This window comes from Mycetocola sp., assembly GCF_046716805.1.
Classification (GTDB): domain Bacteria; phylum Actinomycetota; class Actinomycetes; order Actinomycetales; family Microbacteriaceae; genus Mycetocola_A.
In genome coordinates this window covers 35,424-54,439 of the sequence record NZ_JBKJWH010000083.1, presented here as the reverse complement: position 1 = coordinate 54,439, position 19,016 = coordinate 35,424, and the positions used below count along the sequence as shown (strand labels likewise).

At 66.5% G+C, this 19,016-nt stretch carries 21 protein-coding genes and 1 pseudogene; 13 read left to right on the top strand and 9 right to left on the bottom strand.

From position 1 onward, the window contains the following. Position 1: 1 nt before the first annotated feature. Positions 2-1,744, top strand: coding sequence for a malto-oligosyltrehalose trehalohydrolase (gene treZ, locus ACLQ62_RS06760; RefSeq protein ID WP_411720881.1), 1,743 nt, complete (start codon positions 2-4; stop codon positions 1,742-1,744). Between the two features lie 2 nt (positions 1,745-1,746). Here the strand turns inward: treZ and ACLQ62_RS06755 are convergent, their stop codons facing one another. Then, positions 1,747-2,253: an O-acetyl-ADP-ribose deacetylase gene (locus tag ACLQ62_RS06755; protein ID WP_411720880.1), complete on the bottom strand. Its 507-nt coding sequence runs from the start codon at positions 2,251-2,253 to the stop codon at positions 1,747-1,749. Between the two features lie 87 nt (positions 2,254-2,340). On the opposite strand from ACLQ62_RS06755, the gene ACLQ62_RS06750 reads away from it, so the two are divergent. Next, a complete protein-coding gene (locus ACLQ62_RS06750) occupies positions 2,341-2,697 on the top strand; it encodes a nuclear transport factor 2 family protein (protein WP_411720879.1) in 357 nt (118 codons plus the stop codon). A gap of 72 nt (positions 2,698-2,769) precedes the next feature. On the opposite strand, the pseudogene ACLQ62_RS06745 reads toward ACLQ62_RS06750, so the two are convergent. Beyond that, positions 2,770-2,973, bottom strand: a pseudogene (locus ACLQ62_RS06745) (glyoxalase); the annotation flags it as partial. Between the two features lie 70 nt (positions 2,974-3,043). Here ACLQ62_RS06745 and ACLQ62_RS06740 point away from each other — a divergent pair. Then, entirely contained in the window at positions 3,044-3,421 is a 378-nt protein-coding gene (locus tag ACLQ62_RS06740) for a VOC family protein (RefSeq protein WP_411720878.1), read from the top strand. 6 nt (positions 3,422-3,427) lie between these two features. On the opposite strand, the gene ACLQ62_RS06735 is transcribed toward ACLQ62_RS06740, so the two are convergent. The 4 genes from ACLQ62_RS06735 to ACLQ62_RS06720 are packed head-to-tail and all read right to left on the bottom strand — an operon-like array spanning position 3,428 to position 6,187. Beyond that, positions 3,428-4,552, bottom strand: coding sequence for an acyl-CoA dehydrogenase family protein (locus tag ACLQ62_RS06735; RefSeq protein ID WP_411720877.1), 1,125 nt, complete (start codon positions 4,550-4,552; stop codon positions 3,428-3,430). A gap of 26 nt (positions 4,553-4,578) precedes the next feature. Beyond that, a complete protein-coding gene (locus ACLQ62_RS06730) occupies positions 4,579-4,980 on the bottom strand; it encodes an RNA-binding S4 domain-containing protein (protein WP_411720876.1) in 402 nt (133 codons plus the stop codon). Between the two features lie 9 nt (positions 4,981-4,989). After that, positions 4,990-5,826, bottom strand: coding sequence for an MBL fold metallo-hydrolase (locus ACLQ62_RS06725; protein WP_411720875.1), 837 nt, complete (start codon positions 5,824-5,826; stop codon positions 4,990-4,992). Positions 5,827-5,857: 31 nt separating this feature from the next. Beyond that, the gene (locus ACLQ62_RS06720) at positions 5,858-6,187 is read right to left on the bottom strand and encodes a hypothetical protein (RefSeq protein ID WP_411720874.1); all 330 of its coding nucleotides are present in this window, start codon (positions 6,185-6,187) and stop codon (positions 5,858-5,860) included. Between the two features lie 204 nt (positions 6,188-6,391). Here ACLQ62_RS06720 and ACLQ62_RS06715 point away from each other — a divergent pair, with 204 nt between their 5' ends. Continuing rightward, positions 6,392-6,721 carry an ATP-dependent DNA ligase gene (locus tag ACLQ62_RS06715; protein ID WP_411720912.1) on the top strand — a complete coding sequence of 110 codons (330 nt, stop codon included), beginning with the start codon at positions 6,392-6,394 and terminating at the stop codon, positions 6,719-6,721. Beyond that, a complete protein-coding gene (locus ACLQ62_RS06710) occupies positions 6,718-6,939 on the top strand; it encodes a hypothetical protein (protein WP_411720873.1) in 222 nt (73 codons plus the stop codon). Before ACLQ62_RS06715 ends, ACLQ62_RS06710 begins: the two co-directional genes overlap by 4 nt. On the opposite strand, the gene ACLQ62_RS06705 is transcribed toward ACLQ62_RS06710, so the two are convergent. After that, complete coding sequence (locus tag ACLQ62_RS06705; protein WP_411720872.1) at positions 6,936-7,475, bottom strand: Dps family protein; 540 nt, start codon at positions 7,473-7,475, stop codon at positions 6,936-6,938. The two genes, ACLQ62_RS06710 and ACLQ62_RS06705, sit on opposite strands and share 4 nt — an antisense overlap. Before the next feature lie 177 nt (positions 7,476-7,652). Between ACLQ62_RS06705 and ACLQ62_RS06700 the strand changes: the two genes are divergently transcribed. From ACLQ62_RS06700 to ACLQ62_RS06690, 3 genes are read left to right on the top strand one after another with little or no spacing between them, the layout of a single operon-like run. Beyond that, positions 7,653-8,789 (top strand): type III polyketide synthase, encoded by a 1,137-nt coding sequence (locus ACLQ62_RS06700; protein ID WP_411720871.1) that lies wholly within the window; start codon positions 7,653-7,655, stop codon positions 8,787-8,789. Then, complete coding sequence (locus ACLQ62_RS06695; protein ID WP_411720870.1) at positions 8,786-9,511, top strand: methyltransferase domain-containing protein; 726 nt, start codon at positions 8,786-8,788, stop codon at positions 9,509-9,511. The genes ACLQ62_RS06700 and ACLQ62_RS06695 overlap by 4 nt, the downstream gene beginning before the upstream one ends. Continuing rightward, a complete protein-coding gene (locus tag ACLQ62_RS06690; RefSeq protein WP_411720869.1) occupies positions 9,504-10,634 on the top strand; it encodes an FAD-dependent oxidoreductase in 1,131 nt (376 codons plus the stop codon). Before ACLQ62_RS06695 ends, ACLQ62_RS06690 begins: the two co-directional genes overlap by 8 nt. Positions 10,635-10,663: 29 nt before the next feature. On the opposite strand, the gene ACLQ62_RS06685 is transcribed toward ACLQ62_RS06690, so the two are convergent. Then, positions 10,664-11,533 (bottom strand): SGNH/GDSL hydrolase family protein, encoded by an 870-nt coding sequence (locus ACLQ62_RS06685; protein WP_411720868.1) that lies wholly within the window; start codon positions 11,531-11,533, stop codon positions 10,664-10,666. A gap of 130 nt (positions 11,534-11,663) precedes the next feature. Here ACLQ62_RS06685 and pgsA point away from each other — a divergent pair, with 130 nt between their 5' ends. The 4 genes from pgsA to ACLQ62_RS06665 all read left to right on the top strand — a co-directional run bounded on the left by pgsA (position 11,664) and on the right by ACLQ62_RS06665 (position 14,240). Continuing rightward, a complete protein-coding gene (pgsA, locus tag ACLQ62_RS06680; protein ID WP_411720867.1) occupies positions 11,664-12,281 on the top strand; it encodes a CDP-diacylglycerol--glycerol-3-phosphate 3-phosphatidyltransferase in 618 nt (205 codons plus the stop codon). A gap of 51 nt (positions 12,282-12,332) precedes the next feature. After that, the gene (locus ACLQ62_RS06675) at positions 12,333-12,803 is read left to right on the top strand and encodes an FHA domain-containing protein (protein ID WP_411720911.1); all 471 of its coding nucleotides are present in this window, start codon (positions 12,333-12,335) and stop codon (positions 12,801-12,803) included. 3 nt (positions 12,804-12,806) lie between these two features. Beyond that, positions 12,807-13,541: a MerR family transcriptional regulator gene (locus ACLQ62_RS06670; RefSeq protein ID WP_411720866.1), complete on the top strand. Its 735-nt coding sequence runs from the start codon at positions 12,807-12,809 to the stop codon at positions 13,539-13,541. A 153-nt stretch (positions 13,542-13,694) separates the two neighbouring features. After that, entirely contained in the window at positions 13,695-14,240 is a 546-nt protein-coding gene (locus tag ACLQ62_RS06665) for a MerR family transcriptional regulator (RefSeq protein WP_411720865.1), read from the top strand. A 473-nt stretch (positions 14,241-14,713) separates the two neighbouring features. Here ACLQ62_RS06665 and ACLQ62_RS06660 read toward each other — a convergent pair whose 3' ends face one another. Next, positions 14,714-15,532 (bottom strand): ParA family protein, encoded by an 819-nt coding sequence (locus ACLQ62_RS06660; protein ID WP_411720910.1) that lies wholly within the window; start codon positions 15,530-15,532, stop codon positions 14,714-14,716. Between the two features lie 75 nt (positions 15,533-15,607). Here ACLQ62_RS06660 and ACLQ62_RS06655 point away from each other — a divergent pair, with 75 nt between their 5' ends. After that, a complete protein-coding gene (locus tag ACLQ62_RS06655) occupies positions 15,608-19,015 on the top strand; it encodes a pyruvate carboxylase (RefSeq protein ID WP_411720864.1) in 3,408 nt (1,135 codons plus the stop codon). Position 19,016 lies beyond the last annotated feature (1 nt).

The following is a 19,016-nucleotide window of genomic DNA, read 5'->3' as shown; positions in this document are numbered from 1 at the left end:
CATGACCGACGGCATCCGCGTCTGGGCGCCTCGCGCCGCACACGTCGAACTGAGACTCGGCGAAGACACGCTCGCGATGACCCGGACGGAGGACGGCTGGTGGGACCGGCCGGGCCTCGTCGTTGAGCCCGGCACCGACTACGGATACCTCGTCGACGGTGAGGGGCCGTTCCCTGACCCGCGGTCGAGGCGCCAGCCCTCCGGGGTACACGGGCTGTCCCGTACCGTCGACGCGAGCGCGCACCAGTGGGCGGATGCCCGGTGGACCGGCCGCCAACTGGCCGGCTCGGTGATCTACGAACTCCACATCGGCACGTTCACTGCGGAGGGCACTTTCGACGCCGCAGCGGCACGGCTGGACCACCTGGTGTCGATCGGCGTGGACTTCGTCGAGATCCTCCCGGTGAACGCATTCAACGGAACACACAACTGGGGTTACGACGGGGTGCTCTGGTACGCCGTGCACGAGGGTTACGGAGGGCCGGCCGGGTACCAGCGCTTCGTCGACGCCTGCCATGTGGCCGGGCTCGGTGTGATCCAGGACGTGGTGTACAACCACCTCGGACCGAGCGGCAACTACCTGCCGAAGTTCGGCCCATACCTCACCGACGGGCCAGGCAACACCTGGGGCTCCTCGGTCAACCTCGACGGCCCCGACTCCGACACTGTCCGCCGCTACATCCTCGACAATGCTCTGATGTGGCTGGGCGAGTACCACGTCGACGGGCTCCGTCTTGATGCGGTGCATGCGCTCGTCGACTCACGGGCGACCCACCTGCTCGAGGAGATGGCCGGTGAGGTAGCGGCGTTGAGCGCGGCCGTCGGTCGCCCGCTCACCCTGATCGCCGAATCGGACCTCAACGACCCGACCCTCGTCACCCCGCGTGAGGCGAACGGTTTCGGCCTCGATGCGCAGTGGAGCGACGATTTCCACCATGCTGTCCACGTCGCCCTCACCGGGGAAACCACCGGATATTACGCCGACTTCGAACCGCTCGCCGCGCTTGAGAAGGTGCTCACCGGCGGCTTCTTCCACGACGGGACGTTCTCAAGTTTTCGGGAACGGATCCACGGTCGTCGGATCGACACCGACCGGATGCCGACCTGGCGACTCGTGGTCGCCAACCAGAACCACGACCAGATCGGCAACCGCGCCATCGGTGACCGGCTCTCCGCCCAGCTGGATGCCGGCCAGCTCGCGATCGCCGCAGCGGTCACCCTTCTCGGACCGTTCACCCCGATGCTGTTTCAGGGGGAGGAGTGGGGGGCGTCGACTCCGTGGCAGTTCTTCACCTCCCATCCGGAACCAGAACTCGGCAAGGCCACAGCGGAAGGTCGCATCGCGGAGTTCGCCCGGATGGGCTGGGACCCTGACATCGTCCCCGACCCGCAGGACCCCGCCACTTTTCAGAACTCGAAGCTGGACTGGAGTGAAACCGACGGCTCGGACCACGAGCGAATTCTGGCGTTCTACCGCGCCCTTGGCGTGTTGCGCAGGGAGCGGCCCGAGTTCACGGATCCGCGGTTCGGTTCCATTCGGGTCGACGTCGACGAGGCCGATCGCTGGCTCGTCCTGCACCGCGGCGACAGTGCGGTGGTGCTGAACTTCAGTTCCTCCGAGCGGTCGGTTCCCGTGCCGGCAGGTTCGGTGCTGCTGGGCTTCACGGCGTCCGGCGAGAACGTCTCTGCTCCTCTGAACGGAAGACTGAGCGTCCCAGCGCACTCGGTGGTCGTGCTCGGCTGAGATCAGGACGCCAGCGCGATGCGGAACGCTTCGGCCGCCGGTCGATTGAAGACGACGAACCGAACCGGGAATGACGGGGCCTCGGCGCGAACCGTCCGAACCGCGATGGTCGCAGCGTCCGCCAGCGGCCAGCCGTAGACCCCGGCCGAGATGGCCGGGAACGCGATCGAGTCGACGTCGAGGGAGGCAGCGACGCGGAGACTGTTCCGGTAGGCGGCGGCGAGCAGTGCTGACCGGTCGTCCGCCGGATCCCAGACGGGACCCACCGTGTGGATGACGTATCGGGCGTTCAGCCTCCCCGCCGGGGTCGCGATCGCGTCGCCGGTCGGGAGGCCGTTCGGCAGGGTCGTTGCGCGCAACGCGCGGCAGGCGGCGAGGATCTCCGGGCCGCCTGCCCGGTGGATGGCGCCGTCGACGCCTCCGCCGCCGAGCAGCGAACTGTTGGCGGCGTTGACGATGGCGTCCACCTCCTGCGTCGTGATGTCGCCTTCGACCAGTTCGAGTTCCACGGTTCTCCTTCGTCCGGTCAGACTAGCCGCGGGGGTCTCGGTGAACCACCCGTTGCCTCCGTTCCCCGGGAGCGGTAGACCGGAACCATGGACGATCCCACGACATGGATGCAGGCATACGAGCGGGCCTGGGAATCGAACGAACCGGCCGACATCCGTGCCCTGTTCACCGACGACGCCTCGTATTACACCGAGCCGTGGATTGAACCGTGGCGAGGAGTCGATGCGATCGTCGAGGGCTGGCTCGAACGAAAGGACGAGCCAGGCAACCACACCTTCGAATGGTTCACGCTCGTCGCCACGGACGAGGTCTGGGTCATCCAGGGAACGACCGCGTACACCGGCGGCCGGACGTACAGCAATCTCTGGGCCATCCGCCCTGGTCCGGATGGCCGGGCGGCCGAGTTCACCGAGTGGTGGATGGATCAGTCGAGGCCGTCCTGACACACATCGCGTGCCGTCTCAGCGCCCACCGACCGGCGAACCGACGGAACTGCTCGTGTGCCTCGGCGATCGCACGATCTGGATGCCGGTCTGCGAGCCTGGCGCCATCTCGGTGATTCCCTCACCGATCGCGATAGAGCAGGCGGACCCCGGCGGGGTCAACTGCACGAACCGCAGGTTCTCCGAAACACGGTTGTCCTGGTCGGCGTGAAAACCGACCTGGTCCACAGAGAACGCCTTCGCCCTGTCGACGTCTGTGACGGGAACGGCGATCAGCCGTAGCCCCCTCGCGGTTCCCCCACGGGCTGTGTCATCGTGAAGCGTGTTCTCAAGCGAAGGGAGAGTCATGTTCACACCTGTTCACGCCTTCAGCGGATTCAGCGTCGACGACATCGACGCGGCGCGGTCGTTCTACTCGGACAAGCTCGGTCTCACCGTCACCGACGACGACATGGGTTTTCTCCGGATCGTCCTGCCTGGCGGCGCCGACGTCCTGGCCTACCCGAAACCTGACCACACGCCGGCCACCTTCACAATCCTCAACTTCGTCGTCTCAGACGTCGATTCCGCTGTGGATGAGCTCAACGGCAGAGGGGTTCAGACCAAGATCTACGAGAACTCGGACCTTCCCACCGACGACAAGGGCATCATGCGTGACAACGGCCCGACGATCGCGTGGTTCCGCGACCCCGCAGGCAATGTGCTGTCGGTGATCGCAGAATAACAAGCGTCAGGCCTGCTCGGTCGGGGGGCCGAGCAGGTTCGTTGCGACTGTGGAGTGCGCCGATTCCGGGTCGCTCGGGTGGAAAAGCCCGGCGAGAGCGTCACGGTAGAGCCTCGACAGTTCGTTGTCGGCGTCATAGGCGCTGCCACCGGAGACACGGATGGCGGTCTCGACGACGCTGCGGCTGACATCGACCGCACGGGTTTTGGCTCCGACGAGCAGCCGGAACCAGGCCGAACCGTGGTCGGCGACGGAATCGACGTCGGTGGCGAGGGACTCGAGCTGCGGTCCGAGCGAATCCAGGGTGATGGCGGCGTCGGCGAGCTGCCAGCGGATGTCCGGGTCGTCGGAGTACCGCCGCCCGGCGTTCTTCAGGGAGGTGCGGTGGCCGGCTGCTTCGACGCCCAGCTCGAGCGCCCGGTCGGCGATGCCGGCATAGACCGACCCGATGAGCAGCAGGAAATTGCTGAAGATTCCGAAGATGTACGGGTCGGGGCTCGGGCCGACGGGAAGTATCCGGGCGATCCGATCAGCCGGGATGACCGCGCCGTCGAGCTGGGTCGAGAAGCTCTGCGTCGCCCGCATCCCGAGCGGGTTCCAGCTTCCGACCGGATGGTGGCCGTCGGTGTCCCGGGTCAGGTACCCGTGCACCAGGGACGGGTTCGCCGGGTCGGAGTCGTCGCGGCCGAAGATGCCCAGCCGGGTCCACGCCGGAGAGAGGGAGGTGAAGATCTTGCGCCCGGTGAACGAAAACGCTCCGTCTTCGCCGGGCGTCGCCCTGGTGCGGGAGTCGAACAGCACTTCGTCATTGCCGGCCTCGCTGACCCCGAAGGCGAACAGTTCGCCGTCGCTGGCATCGTCGAGGATCCAGTCGAGACCCCAATCGCCCCGGTCGTGCAGGACCCGGGCGACGCCGACGACGACATGGTGCATGTTGATCCCCAGCGCCGTCGCGGGTGCGTACCGTGCCAGGAGCCGTTGATTCCTCACGCCGTCGGCGAGCGATTGCGGGGCGAGGTAGCCGGCATCCCGGAGCTCGTCCAGGTCCTCGGTGAAGAAGCGGTTGTCGCGGTCGTAGCCGGCAGCCCTCGTTCGGATCCGTTCGAGCAGGTCGATGTCCAGGTTCGTCACGATTCCCAGACTACCGAACCGCCCGGTCAGTCCTCCGGGTCGTAGCTGACGGCATCCCGGCCGCGCAGTTTCTCGAGATCACGTCGTTCGCGCTTCGTCGGGCGCCCCGCACCACGATCGCGCATCGGCAGGAGGGCGACCTCTTCGCGGGGCGGGGGTGGGGGAGTCCTGTCGATCAGGCACTCGGCGGCGACGCTCGCTCCGACGCGTTTGACCACGATGCGGGATACCTCGACGATGCGGTCGAAACCGCCTTCTCGGACACGGATCTCATCGCCGATCTTCACGGTGTGCGACGCCTTGACTCGTTCGCCCCCGACCCGGACGTGTCCGGCCCGGCAGGCCGTCGTCGCCATCGACCTGGTCTTGTAGATGCGAACCGCCCACAACCAGCTGTCGACGCGCGCGCTCGGAACGGGGGTGTTCATCCTCCGAGCCTACGACCGCGCCGAACCGGCGGCCAAAAGCGTGTACCCGCGCAGAACCGCGGATTCGACGATCTCCAGGGGGAGCCGCGACGCCGATGCGACTCGTTCACTGGCGGACTCGACCGGTTCCGACTGATCGAACGACGAGCGGATGCCGTTCGCCACGATACGGAGGACGGCGGCCTGGTCGAGGAGGAACCCCAGGTCGACCGGGTGCCCGTGTCCCGGAACGAGGATGTCGCCCAGGGAGATCGACCCGGCGAGCGTGTCGAGCACGTCAGGCCAGTCCAGCGGGAAACTGCCGGAGCCGTACATCGGAGGTCCGGACTGTTCCAGAACGTCGCCGACGAGCCAGGTGGCGGCATCCGGGATCTCAACCACGAGATCAGTGTCGGTGTGGCCGGGAGGAAGCGGGTGTAAACGCACCCGCCGGTTGCCGAGGTCGAGTTCCTCCACGGACGACACCAGCGTCGTAGGCGGCGTCAGTCGAACCTCCGCCCAGTCGTACTGCGGCTGCGCCGCCGGGTTCGCGGTCCAGGCGGCGAGTCGAGGCTGCTCATATTCGGCGAAATGCCTCGGGATGAGGTGGTGCCCGAAAATCTCGGCGTCCGCGAATTGCTGGTTGCCGAAGCTGTGGTCGTAGTGAGCATGCGTATTCGCCACCCATCGGATCGGGAGGGAGCCCAGCTCGGCGACATCGGCGCGAATCTCGTCAGCTTCGCGCGGGTTGCAGCGGGTGTCGACGAGGAGGAGGCCGTGGTCGCCGGCGACCACGGAAACCGAAATGTCGAGGGGGTCGTAGCGGCGGTGATAGACGCGGTCGGAGACTTCGTTCCAGGCGGACATTGCCCGATTCTACGGTTTCACACGTGCCGGGTCAGGGCATGTCGAGGTCGAGCACGTCCGTCCTCGGCGCTTCGGCCTCCGGGCGGCTGGGCTGGAGAGCCCGTGTCATCGCGTTGAGCTTGTCGATGATGTCGGCGTCGAACGGGTCGTCTCCCTGGCTCGGGGCCGGCATCGAGAAGAGCTGACTGGCGGGTCCGACGAGCAGGTGGGCGAGCCCGAGGATTCCGTCGTCGGTGAGGACCGGGACGGCGATGATGTCGGCGTCATCGGTCTCGGCGAGGGCGCGAGCGTATCGGAGGACGGCTTTGCATACCTCGTCGCCTGTCAGGAGGGATCCACTGGAATAGTAAAGTCGTCTCATTCCGTCGACTGTCCTCCGGTCGTGATGTGCACTCAAGGGACTTGTGCAGCAGCGGGCGGACGATTATGCGACGTTCGGGTCGTCGCGTCATGCGCGGCACGCCCGTCGATTCGTGTTGTCAACCCTCGCTCTGCCGTACTCCGGCGACTAGGGTACAGAATGGATCGGTTCCCCCGCCGATTCTGGAAACTCCGAAAGGTCCCGATGGGCAAGCTCTTCTACGACTCGACGCTTACAGTCGACTTCGACGACCGGGTGCTCGCTCACCTTCAAATCGTGATCGGTGCGAAATTGCGGCGCGGTGAATCGTTCTACTTCAGCTGGAAGGACGACCCGGCGGTCGGAGACGGTCGGAGCACCATCTGGCTCGCCCCGAACATTCCCCTGCACTACAAGTACTTCGGGTCCCGCCTGCCGGCACTGAACCGCGACTGGATCATCGCGCTGAGCGCGTCGTCGAACTCCGCTGGTGGTCTCCAGATCGTCCCTGAGCCGCCCGCTGGCTCAGGACCTGCTGAAACGACTCAGCTGTGAAGCGCCTCGAGGTTCTCTACGGCGGTGGGAAGTACACGATCCCGAACCGTGAACTCGCCGATGTGCAGAAGGAGATCACCGATGCCATGGCGAGCGGTTCACCGCACTGGCTCGAAGCCAACAGCGGCGAGGGCATCCTCGAACCCGCGTTCCTTCTGATCACGACGGGGATCCCGGTCGCCGTCGTGGATGTGATGGCGACCGTCTCCTCCGACTAGTTCTTGCCGATGGTGCGGTTCTCCGCGCTGATCATCCAGGCATACTGTTCGAGCTTCGCGATGATCGCGTGCAGGATGTCCGCACTGGTGGGGTCCTCTTCGTCGACCTGATCGTGAACCTCCCGCATTGTGGACACCGCTGCTTCGATACGAACGGTGACGAGATCGACCGTTCTGGCCGTGTCCACCTCGCCTGCTGGGTACTCGGGCAACGTCGTGTTCTCGGCGACGGTGTCGCTGCGGCCGTCAGGGGTGGCGTGAAGAGCACGCATCCGCTCTGCGACCTCGTCCGAGAACTCCCTGGCTGCTTCGACGACCTCGTCGAGCTGCAGGTGAAGGTCGCGGAAGTTTTTACCAACGACGTTCCAGTGGGCCTGCTTGCCCTGGATGTGAAGCTCGATGAGGTCGACGAGGACTTTCTGCATGCAGTCCGCGAGCTCCTTCGACGCCAGGAATCCACGCTCAGGTTTCTGCCGCCTGGTTGTCTTCGCCCCTGATTCGGAGGTGGTGGTACGTTCGCGGGTTGCTGTCGACATGGAGAAGTCCTTTCGAGAATGGAGTTGGGACACTCGAAAGGCTAGGGGCTCACCGCGAGGCCCTCAAGGGCCTTGCAATAGCTGCCGAAGCTGATATCGGGTGCCGGGATTCCTGTGGGTTCTCAGTGGAATAGTCAAGCGCCGGGCTGCCGGCGTCTCCTCTGCCTAAGGTGAACTATGCCCGCGTACATCCGGACCATTCAGACCGCACTGCCGCCGACCGTGCTGGTGCAGGCGGACGCGCGCGAAGTGTTCTCGTCGCAGCCCGGGCTGACCCGGTTGGGGCAGCGGTTGGTGCGCACGTCGTTCGACGGGTCCGGGATCGAAACCCGACGCAGCGTGATCGCAGATTTCGACGCGGGCTCCCGCACCAGCGTGCCGGTGTTCTTCGACTCGGCGACGGGAGCCCTGCTGTCCCCGTCGACTCGCGTCAGGAACGACGTGTACATCCGCGAGGCCGGCCCGCTGTTCACCGCGGCAGCGGAGGCGGCACTGGCCGCATGCCCGGAGATCACCGCCTCGGACATCACTCACGTCGTGACCGTGTCCTGCACCGGTTTCTACGCCCCCGGCCCGGATTACGAGCTCGTGCGGCAGCTGGGCCTGTCCACGACAACCCAGCGGTACAACATCGGGTTCATGGGCTGCTACGCCGCCTTCCCCGCCCTGCGGGCCGCCGCCGCGTTCTGCCGGGCCGACCCCGACGCCGTTGTGCTTGTCGTCTGTTGCGAGCTGTGCACCATCCACGTGCGGTCATCGAACGATCCGGACCAGATCGTCGCCTCCTCGGTCTTCGGAGACGGCGCGGCTGCCGCGATCGTCACCAACCGGCCGCCCCGTACGGATGCTCCATCGCTGACAATCGACCGGCTCGCCAGTGACCTCACCCCGGTGGGTGAGAAGGACATGGCCTGGACCATCGGGGACACCGGATTCGAAATGGTGCTCAGTGCGGCCGTCCCGAAGATCATCGACGTGTACATCGAAGGGGCGATTCAACCGCTGCTGTCCGAGGAACCGGACCTGGCCGCGGACCCGGCCGCCGGCATCCGCTCCTGGGCGATCCATCCCGGTGGACGAAGCATCCTCGACAAGGTCGAAGCGAAGCTCGGCCTCAGCGAGAGCCAGCTTGCGCCGTCGAGGCGGATCCTCCGCGACTACGGCAACATGTCGAGCGCCACTGTCTTGTTCGTGCTCAAGGAAATCCTCGAGCAGGAGGCCGTCGAGGGAGATGACCGCGTCTGTGCGATCGCGTTCGGGCCTGGGCTCACCGTCGAGACCGGGCTGTTCACGCGCGTGGTTGCCGCACCATGATGGCGCTTCAGCAGGGTCTCACCTCGTCTCTCGTGATGCGAGACGGCGCACTCGTCGAACGGATGGACGATCCGTCGTGCGACCAGCAGACCCTGTTCCGAACCTACGCCGCATTCCCGCGCGTGAATCGTGTGGTGTCCGGATGGCGCAGCACCTACCTCTCGCAAATCCGACCCCGATTCACCGGTCCGGCGCACAGTCTCGTCGACATCGGTTCCGGCGGCGGCGATGTCGCCAGGGCACTTCTCGGCTGGGCGCGCCGTGATGGCGTGAGGCTCGACGTCACGGCCGTCGACCCCGATCCCCGGGCTTTCGACTACATGCAGACCCTGCCGCCGGTCGACGGTTTCTCCTCGCGCCGGTGCTCAAGTACCGACCTCGCGGACGAGGGGGCCCGTTTCGACTTCGTCATCTCGAACCACGTGCTGCACCACCTCGCAGCTGCCGAACTCGGCGGGGTGCTCGCCGACTCGGAACGGCTCGCCCGTCGAGCGGCGGTGCACAGTGACATCCGCCGGTCGGCTGCGGCATACCTGCTGTTCTCGGCGTTCACCGCAGCCCGGTTCCGCGGCTCCTTCATCCGCGAGGACGGGCTGCTGTCGATCCGGCGCAGCTACCGCTTCGACGAACTGGCCGCCATCGTGCCGCCAGGCTGGACGGTGAAAGAGCAGGCGCCGCACCGACTGCTGCTGCTCTTCGAGCCGGACCCGTCCGGTGCATGACGTCGCGATCGTCGGGGCGGGACCGGTCGGTACGTTCCTCGCCGCGGTGCTGATCGACGCCGGTCTCGACGCCGTCGCCGTGGATGCCAGGACGGGGACGTCCGGCTCCTCCCGTGCCATCGGCATCCATCCACCGTCCCTTCGCTTACTCGACGCGATCGGCGTCGCCAGCCAGATCCGGGACTCCGGCGTGCAGATTTCGCGGGGTGTCGCCCGCTCAGGGGGAGTGCTGCTCGCGGAGCTCCGCCTGACGGAGCCAGGCGCGCCGCCGATCGTGTCGGTTCCTCAGCCGGTGACCCAGTCGATCCTCGACGCCGCGGTTCAGTCCCGGCGACCCGATGGCATCCGCCGCGGTATTCGCGTTGAGGCCGTGCACCGAACGCAGGCGGGGTTCGTGCTGACGGGGAAAGAACGCGGCAGCCACTGGGAAACGCAGGCCCGATTCGTCGTCGGGGCCGACGGCGCGAGCGGATCGATGCGGTCCCTCCTCCACACAGCCGGGCGACGCGTTCGCTATCCGGATCGTTACCTGATGGGGGACTTCCGTGACGACACCGGTGACGGGTCGCTCGCCGTCCTTCATCTCGAGCGGGGTGGGATCGTGGAGTCTTTCCCGTTACCCGGCGGCGTGCGGCGCTGGGTGGTGCATGAGGGTGCCTCCCGGCTCGTCGACGGGCCGGCCGCCCTGGCCGACCTCATCGAAGGACGAACCGGGTGCCGGCCTGACCCCGGTTCGTCGTCCATGTTCAGCAGCTTCGTTCCGCACCGGGCGATCGCCTTCGGAATGGTGGGGAATGGTCTCGCCCTCGTTGGCGACGCTGCCCACGAGCTGAGCCCGATCGGCGGGCAGGGCATGAACCTGGGCTGGGCAGACGCCGCCGAGCTCGGCCGGGTCCTCCCACGTTTCCTGACTCCCGGGAGCGATCGGCGCGAGCTGGAGGAGTTCGGTCGCCGCCGTCTCGCGGTCGCCCGACGGGCCGCCCGGCAGGCGGAACTCAACATGCTGTTGGGAAGGCCCGCACCTGCGGTGCTCCAGCCGGTACGGGCGCTGCTCGCGAAGGCGATCGCACACCAGCCAGTCGGCCGGAAGGTCGCACGCGTGTTCACGATGGCGACGCTATGACGCACTGACGCTCTCTAACGCTTCGACGGTCAGCGGAGCAACGCCTCGAGCACGGTCGTGGCGGTGACCGCGGAACCGGTCGGGCTCGGGTGCAGGAGGTCGGGCAGGAGAAGCAGCTCGGGCGACGCGGCGGCACGGTACGCCGAGTAGACGTCGATCGGTCGAACGGCCTGGTTCTCGGCAAGCCATGAGCTGACGTTGTCGATCACAGTGTCGTGTGCGCTCGCCCATTCGTCGAGACGTGGGTTCTCGAGGATGGCGGCATAGCCGACGGCGTGCGGCCAGTATCGTTCGACCTCCGCAACCAGGGCGGTCAGCTGCGGGGCGACCGTCTCGGGCTTCGACACGTTGTTCAGGCCGTGATTGAAAATGACGAGGTCGGGCTGAGCCGGCACGAGCGTGTCGAAGTGCGCCAGCGAGTACTGGCCGGTCTTTCCGCTCGCCGAGCCGTTCCAGACGACGATCGGAGCGGACGCCGCGTCGACGTTCGACCGGATCTCCGGCAGGTACGAATCGGTGAGAATGTCCCAGGGGTGCTGGATCAGCGGCCGGTCGAGGTCCTCGGCCAGGACCCGGAACGCCAGATCGACCCATTCGCCAGACTCGTTCCCGGTCGAGTCGCCAATGACGGTGACGACGAACGGCCGGCCCTCGTCGGCGAGCCGATCCCGTGCGTCGGCGAAGGACACCAACTGTAACCGTGGCTCAGCAGCGATGGCCGGCCCGCTCTCCGTACCGGCGGAGGTTCCTGCCGCCGGCCGAGGTACCGTGGCCAACGCGACGCTGAGGGTCACTCCGGCTACCACCACCGGGATGCCGACGCGGAAGAGCAGCATCGAAAAGTAGCGACGACCGTACCGGCGAGGATTCAACGGGGTCGGCCGGGGCCACGGGTTCATGCGTAAACAGTACGTCGTTCAGGGGCTCTTCCCCGCCATGCCCCTCGCTCTGGGGGAGGGGAGCGGTGTTCCCGACCGGCGACCGCGCGGCGACTCCTCCATCTCTCCGGGCGGTCCTTAGACTGGGCCCGTGGCACAAAGGGAGCAACCAGAAGCGAGTGACCGTATCCTGACGGTCCCGAACATCCTGAGCTTTCTCCGCCTCGCGCTCGTACCGGTGTTTCTCGTCCTCCTTGTCGAGGGAGAGGACCTCATCGCCCTCGTTGTGCTGGCCGTGTCGGGCTTCACCGATTTCCTTGACGGATACCTTGCGAGGCGCCTCAATCAGGTCTCGAAGCTCGGCCAGCTGCTCGACCCGGCGGCTGACCGCCTCTACATCCTCGCCGCATTGCTCGGTTTGGGCTGGCGAGATCTCATCCCGCTCTGGGTCGTCGTGGTGATTGTGGCCAGGGACGTCATGCTCATCGCCCTTGCCGCCTGGCTGGCGAAGATCGGCCATGGCGCTTTCCCGGTGAACTGGGTGGGCAAATGGGCGACAGCATTCCTGTTCATCGGTCTTCCGCTGCTCATGCTCGCGGCAGCATTCCCGGCGACCGCGGTTTTCACCCAGCCGGCCGGACTGATCGTCACCATCCTCGGTGCCGTCCTGTACTGGTGGGCCGGCGGGCTGTACCTTCTCCAAACCGTGCGAGCGAGTGGAAAACGCAAGGGACAGACGGAGCCTCAATCCGATACGCTGGAACCCTAGGAGGTTCAGGTGTCATATCCCCACGAGCAGACTCCCCGTACCAGGGCGTTTCTGCGCGAGCCAGCGGCGCAGAACGATGCAGCCGGCGGTGCCGCAAACGATACAACCGCAAGTTTCAGCCGGGAGTTCGGCGCAAGCCTGTCGAACGTCGACAGCCTCGTTAGTGCTGAAGAGCACCAGGCGATCGCGGCACTGCCGAGCGGGTCAGCGCTGCTGATCGTTCGTCGCGGTCCGAACAGCGGCGCCCGATTCCTCCTCGATGCGGATGTCACGCTGGCCGGCAGGCACCCGGACGCCGAAATTTTCCTCGATGACGTCACCGTTTCGCGCCGTCATGCCGAATTCATCCGGCATGGAGTGGCGTTCGAGATCAAGGACCTCAATTCTCTCAACGGCACCTATTTCGACGGAGTCCGTATTGACAGCGCGCTGTTGAGCGACGGAGCCGAAGTTCAGATCGGCAAGTTCCGTTTGACCTTCTACCCGTCACGACTCGACCTGCACCCGCCAGCGGGCGCCTAGCCCGTGACTGGCCAGGCAGCGCACCGCAGCTACGACCAGCGCGACCCCGGCAAAGCAAGGACCACACCGGCTCCTCAACTCCTCAGCATCGGCCAGGTCCTGGCGCGACTGGCGAAGGAATTCCCTGAGCTCAGCAACTCGAAGCTGCGCTTCCTCGAGGAGCAAGGACTGGTTTCTCCCTCACGGACGAAGTCTGGGTACCGCAAGTTCTCGCCGCAGGACGTGGAGCGGCTGAGGCTGATCCTCTCCATGCAACGCGACCACTATCTTCCGCTCAAGGTCATCCGCGGCCACCTGGCTGAGATCGACGCCGGGCGAACCCCGACCCTCCCCGGAGCTCCAGCCGGCGGCCAGATCTCGACGATCATTCCGGCCGGCCGCCGCTACCCGCGCGAAGACGTTCTCCGCGAGTCCGGGGCGTCGGCCACCCTCTTCTCCGAGGCGATCTCGGCATCCATCCTCACCCCTGCGGAAAGCTACGGCGAGGACGCGGTTGCGGTACTTCGGTCGCTCGTTGCCCTGAAGAAGTGCGGCATCGAACCACGCCACCTCCGCGGCTACCGTGCGACGGCCGAGCGGGAAGTCAGCATGATCGAGAGCGCGCTGCTCCCGATCGCTCGGCGCAAGGATGCCGCCAGCCGCGCCCGCGCCGCCGAGCTCTCCGGCGAAATCGCCGGACAGCTCGACGTCATCCGTGCCAGCCTCGTCCGAAGTGCACTGGGCCGATTGACGTCGTGAGATTAGACTGAAGTTTGGCCGTGATTGTCACAGAATGATCACAGCCAACCGACACGCCGACCACCCCAGCGCGGATGTCGTTGAAGAAGACCGCAGCCCTCGGTACCGTGGACTGTGCGGTACCGCCGCAGTCGAACATAGAGGAGCACACGGATGAGCGAGATTCCCGCCAACGACAGTCCTCGCTATGACCTCGGCCTGCTCTTCACCGACGGGCTGCCCGAGATGGACGACCAGGCCGGCTACCGCGGCGCCGTCGCCGCCCGCGCCGCAGGCATCAGCTACCGTCAGCTCGACTATTGGGCACGCACGGGGCTCGTCGAGCCGACCGTGCGCGGCGCAGCAGGATCCGGGTCGCAGCGACTGTACGGGTTCCGTGACATCCTCGTTCTCAAGCTCGTCAAACGGCTGCTCGACACCGGGATCTCCCTCCAGCAGATCCGCACGGCCGTCACTCAGCTCCGCGAATCCGGTATCAACGACCTCGCCCAGACTACGTTGATGAGCGACGGAGCGAGCGTGTACCTGTGCACGTCAGATGATGAGGTCATCGACCTCGTCAGCCGGGGCCAGGGAGTCTTCGGCATTGCCGTCGGCAAGGTCCTCCGCGAGGTCGAGACCACTCTCATCGAGTTCGGCTCGCAGGCGGCTGACCCGATGGACGAACTCGCCGCGCGTCGCGCCGCTCGTACGGCCTGAGCTCGACTCCGCCCGTTCACCCGCTGCGGACAGGAACACCCGGTACGCCGGGTGAAACGGTCCGAAGTGAGTGAATCCGCGGCTCGGTAGCGCACCGGGACGCGTGGGGGAGCGGCGGACGCAATGCTCGCCGGATCACTCACTGCGGACAGGAGCACCCGATACGCCGGGGGTGAATCCGTCCGAACCGGGTGAAGTGGCGTGCTGGCCCACTCCCAACGCTCCGGTGCGAGACGATGTGGCGGAGCCGCCGGGGCAGCGCGGCCAGGGTCATCAGATCACTCGCTGCGGACGGAACCATCCGCTGCACCGGGTGAAGTGGTCCGAAGTGGGTGAATCCGCGCGGCCCGGGGCGGCCACAATCCGCACGAATCACTCAGTGCAGAATCACTCGGCGCGGACAGGAACACCCGGTACGCCGGGGGTACCGGTCCGGAACGCGTGAATACGCGAGCCCGGCCTGACCGGCGACGCTAGCGCGCGGCGTTCGCCGTCTCGGCGTACTCGCCGACACGACCGGTGCGGAGCACGCGATCGAGCAGCTGGTCGAAGTTCGCCGCCATCTCCTGGGCGCTGTCACCTGGCCAGATGTGCAGCGGTTTGGCTGCGCCCTGTGCCTGCTGGAGCGAGGTGCGCTCCGGCAACTGGGGGCTGAGCACGAGGGGGCCGAACATGTCGCGGAGTTCCTTGATCCGGAACTGGTGCTCCATGGACTGCGATCGGACCCGGTTGACGACGATGCCGAGGGGCTGCAGGCGCGGGCTCAGACCCCGGCGGATCTCCTCGATGGCGCGCAGCGCGCGGTCGGCAGCGGCGACGGAGAACAGTCCGGGCTCGGTGACGACGACGACCCGGTCACTGGCGGCCCACGCCGTGCGGGTGAGCGCGTTGAGTGACGGAGCACAGTCGATCAGGACGAGGTCGTAATCGTCCTCGACGTGCGCGAGCGCCTCTTCCAGTTTCCAGATGTCGCGGATCGACGGGTGCGGCCCGTCGAAGTTGATCGCGGACGGGCTGCCGATGAGTACGTCGATGGTCCCGGCGTGGGACTTGGTCCAGCCGCTCGGCGCGATCGCCTGCCTGACGGTCTTCTCCTTGGGAGAAGCGAGCACATCCGCGACATTGAGTCGGCCGGCGAGGGAGATGTCCATGCCGGTCGAGACGTCCGACTGCGGGTCGAGGTCGACGACGAGGGTGCGGACGCCTTTGGCGAACGCGGCGGACGCCAGGCCAAGGCTGACTGTAGTTTTCCCGACGCCTCCCTTGAGGCTCGAGACGCTGAGTACGTGCACAAGTAGATACGTTACCTTCACTAAGCTGGCAGAACCTAACTGTTCCCTGTGCGCTGTCCTGCCAGAGAGGTCTGCATGTTCAAAAAAATTCTTGTTGCCAACCGAGGCGAAATCGCCATCCGCGCCTTCCGCGCCGCGTACGAACTCGGGGCGAACACCGTTGCGGTCTTCCCCTACGAGGACCGCAACTCCATGCACAGGCTGAAAGCCGACGAGGCGTACCAGATCGGTGAACCCGGCCACCCGGTTCGCGCGTACCTCGATGTCTCGGAGATCATCCGTGTGGCCCTCGAGTCCGGCGCGGACGCCATCTACCCCGGTTACGGGTTCCTTTCCGAGAATCCCGACCTCGCCGAGCAGGCCGCGGCGAACGGCATCACCTTCATCGGACCCACCTCCGACGTGCTCGAGATGGCCGGCAACAAGGTCACCGCAAAAACCCATGCGATCGAGGCCGGCGTTCCGGTGCTCGCCTCCACTCCGGCGTCCCGAGACATCGACGAACTCCTCGCCGGTGCGGACGCGGTCGGATTCCCGCTCTTCGCCAAGGCAGTCGCCGGCGGCGGCGGTCGAGGGATGCGACGCGTCGCCACTAAAGAGGAACTCGCCCCCGCACTGGCAGAGGCCATGCGGGAAGCGGACAGCGCTTTCGGCGACCCGACCATGTTCCTCGAGCAGGCCGTGATCCGTCCCCGCCACATCGAGGTGCAGATCCTCGCGGACGCCGGCGGCGAAACCGTCCACCTGTTCGAGCGGGATTGTTCCGTCCAGCGCCGCAACCAGAAGGTCGTCGAGATCGCGCCGGCGCCCAACATCAGCGATGAGCTCCGTGCCAACCTGTACCGCGACGCCATCGCGTTCGCCCGGTCGATCGGTTACGTCAACGCCGGGACCGTTGAATTCCTGCTGGACACCGCAGGGGCGAACAAGGGCAAGCACGTCTTCATCGAGATGAACCCGCGCATCCAGGTCGAGCACACCGTGACCGAAGAAGTCACCGACGTCGATCTCGTGCAGGCGCAGATCCGCATCGCGGCGGGGGAGAGCCTGGCCGACCTCCGGCTCACCCAGGACCAGATCCAGCTGCACGGTGCCGCGTTGCAGTGCCGCATCACTACCGAGGACCCCTCCCAGAACTTCCGCCCGGACACCGGCAAGATCACGACATACCGTTCCCCGGGTGGCGGCGGCATCCGCCTCGATGGTGGAACCATCAACCCCGGCGCCCAGATCAGCCCGCACTTCGACTCCATGCTCGCCAAGATGACCTGCCGCGGCCGGGACTTCCCCGCCGCCGTCGCCCGGGCCAAGCGGGGGCTTGCCGAGTTCCGCATCCGCGGCGTCTCCACCAACATCTCCTTCCTTCAGGCCGTGCTCGAAGACCCGTCGTTCGTCGCCGGCGACCTCAGCACCTCCTTCATCGATGAACGCCCCGAGCTGGTCCGCGGGCGGGTCTCCAAGGACCGCGGCACGAAGATCATGAACTGGCTCGCCGACGTCACCGTGAACCAGCCGAACGGTCCGCGCCCCACCAACTTCCACCCGGCCGAAAAGCTGCCGGAGATCGACCTGAGCCAGCCGGCGCCCGCCGGCGCGCGCCAGCGTCTGCTCGAGCTCGGTCCGCAGGGATTCGCCCGTTCGCTGCGAGAACAGACCGCCCTCGCCGTCACCGACACCACGTTCCGCGATGCGCATCAGTCGCTCCTCGCCACCCGGGTGCGTACCCGTGACCTGCTCGCCGTGGCACCGTACGTCGCCCGGATGACCCCCCAGCTCCTCTCAGTTGAGGCCTGGGGTGGCGCGACGTACGACGTCGCTCTCCGTTTCCTCGGCGAAGACCCGTGGGAGCGTCTGTCGAGCCTCCGCGAAGCGCTGCCGAACATCAACATCCAGATGCTGCTCCGCGGGCGGAACACGGTCGGATACACGCCGTACCCGACGGCGGTGACGGATGCTTTCGTCCGCGAGGCTGCGGACAGCGGCGTGGACATCTTCCGCATCTTCGACGCGCTCAACGACGTCAGCCAGATGCGCCCGGCCATCGACGCCGTGCTCGCCACCGGCACCACCGTGGCGGAAGTGGCCGTCTGCTATACCGGGGATCTGCTCGACCCGAACGAGAACCTCTACACGCTCGACTACTACCTGCGACTGGCCGATGAGATCGTGTCGGCGGGAGCTCACATCCTCGCGATCAAGGACATGGCTGGGCTGTTGCGCCCGGCTGCTGCTGCCCGACTGGTCTCGGCGTTCCGCGACCGCTTCGACGTGCCTGTGCACGTCCACACGCACGACACCGCCGGTGGCCAGCTCGCCACGCTTCTCGCCGCCTCCCAGGCCGGCGCCGACGCCGTCGACGTGGCCAGCGCACCGATGTCCGGCACGACCAGCCAGCCGTCGGCATCCGCCCTCGTCGCCGCGCTCGCGCACACCGAACGCGACACCGGCCTGTCGCTCGAGGCCGTCACCGACCTCGAGCCCTACTGGGAAGCCGTCCGCCACATCTACAAACCGTTCGAGTCCGGACTGCCCGGCCCCACCGGCCGGGTCTATCGCCACGAGATCCCGGGCGGCCAGCTCTCCAACCTGCGCCAGCAGGCCATCGCACTCGGCCTTGCCGACCACTTCGAACTGATCGAGGACATGTACGCCGCGGCGAACAACATCCTCGGACGGGTGCCGAAGGTCACTCCATCATCGAAGGTCGTCGGCGACCTCGCCCTGTACCTCGCCGCGGTGAGGGCCGACCCTGCCGACTTCGCCGAGAACCCCGACAAGTACGACGTCCCTGACTCCGTCGTTGGATTCATGGCGGGAGAACTCGGGGACCTGCCTGGCGGCTGGCCGGAACCGTTCCGCAGTAAGGTGCTCGCCGGAAAGAACATCAACATCGACGTCGCGCCGCTCAGCGACGACGACCAGAAATTGCTTGACGGCAGCTCGCTCGAGCGTCGGGCAACGTTGAACCGGTTGCTCTTCGCCGCGCCGACGAAGCAATTCGAGTCCGTCCGGGAGACCTACGGGGACCTCTCCGTCGTCGACACGATCGACTACCTGTACGGCCTCGAACCGGGTGCAGAGCATGTCATCGAGATCGCCAAGGGCGTTCGCCTGTACGCGGGACTCGAAGCCATCGGCGAGCCGGACGACAAGGGCATGCGGACGGTCATGACGACCCTCAACGGACAGCTGAGGCCGGTGTTCATCCGCGACACGAGCATCTCCGTGGAGACGAAGGCCGTCGAGAAGGCCGACACTTCGAAGCCCGGGCAGGTGGCGGCGCCGTTCTCCGGTGTCGTGACCCTCAAGGTCCAGGAAGGCGACATGGTCGCCGCAGGGGACGCTGTCGCATCGATCGAGGCGATGAAAATGGAGGCGGCCATCACCACGGCCGTCGCCGGTCGCGTCCAGCGGCTCGCCATTCCCGTCACCCAGCAGGTCGAAGCAGGGGACCTCATCGTTGTGGTGCACCCGGAGGATTAGG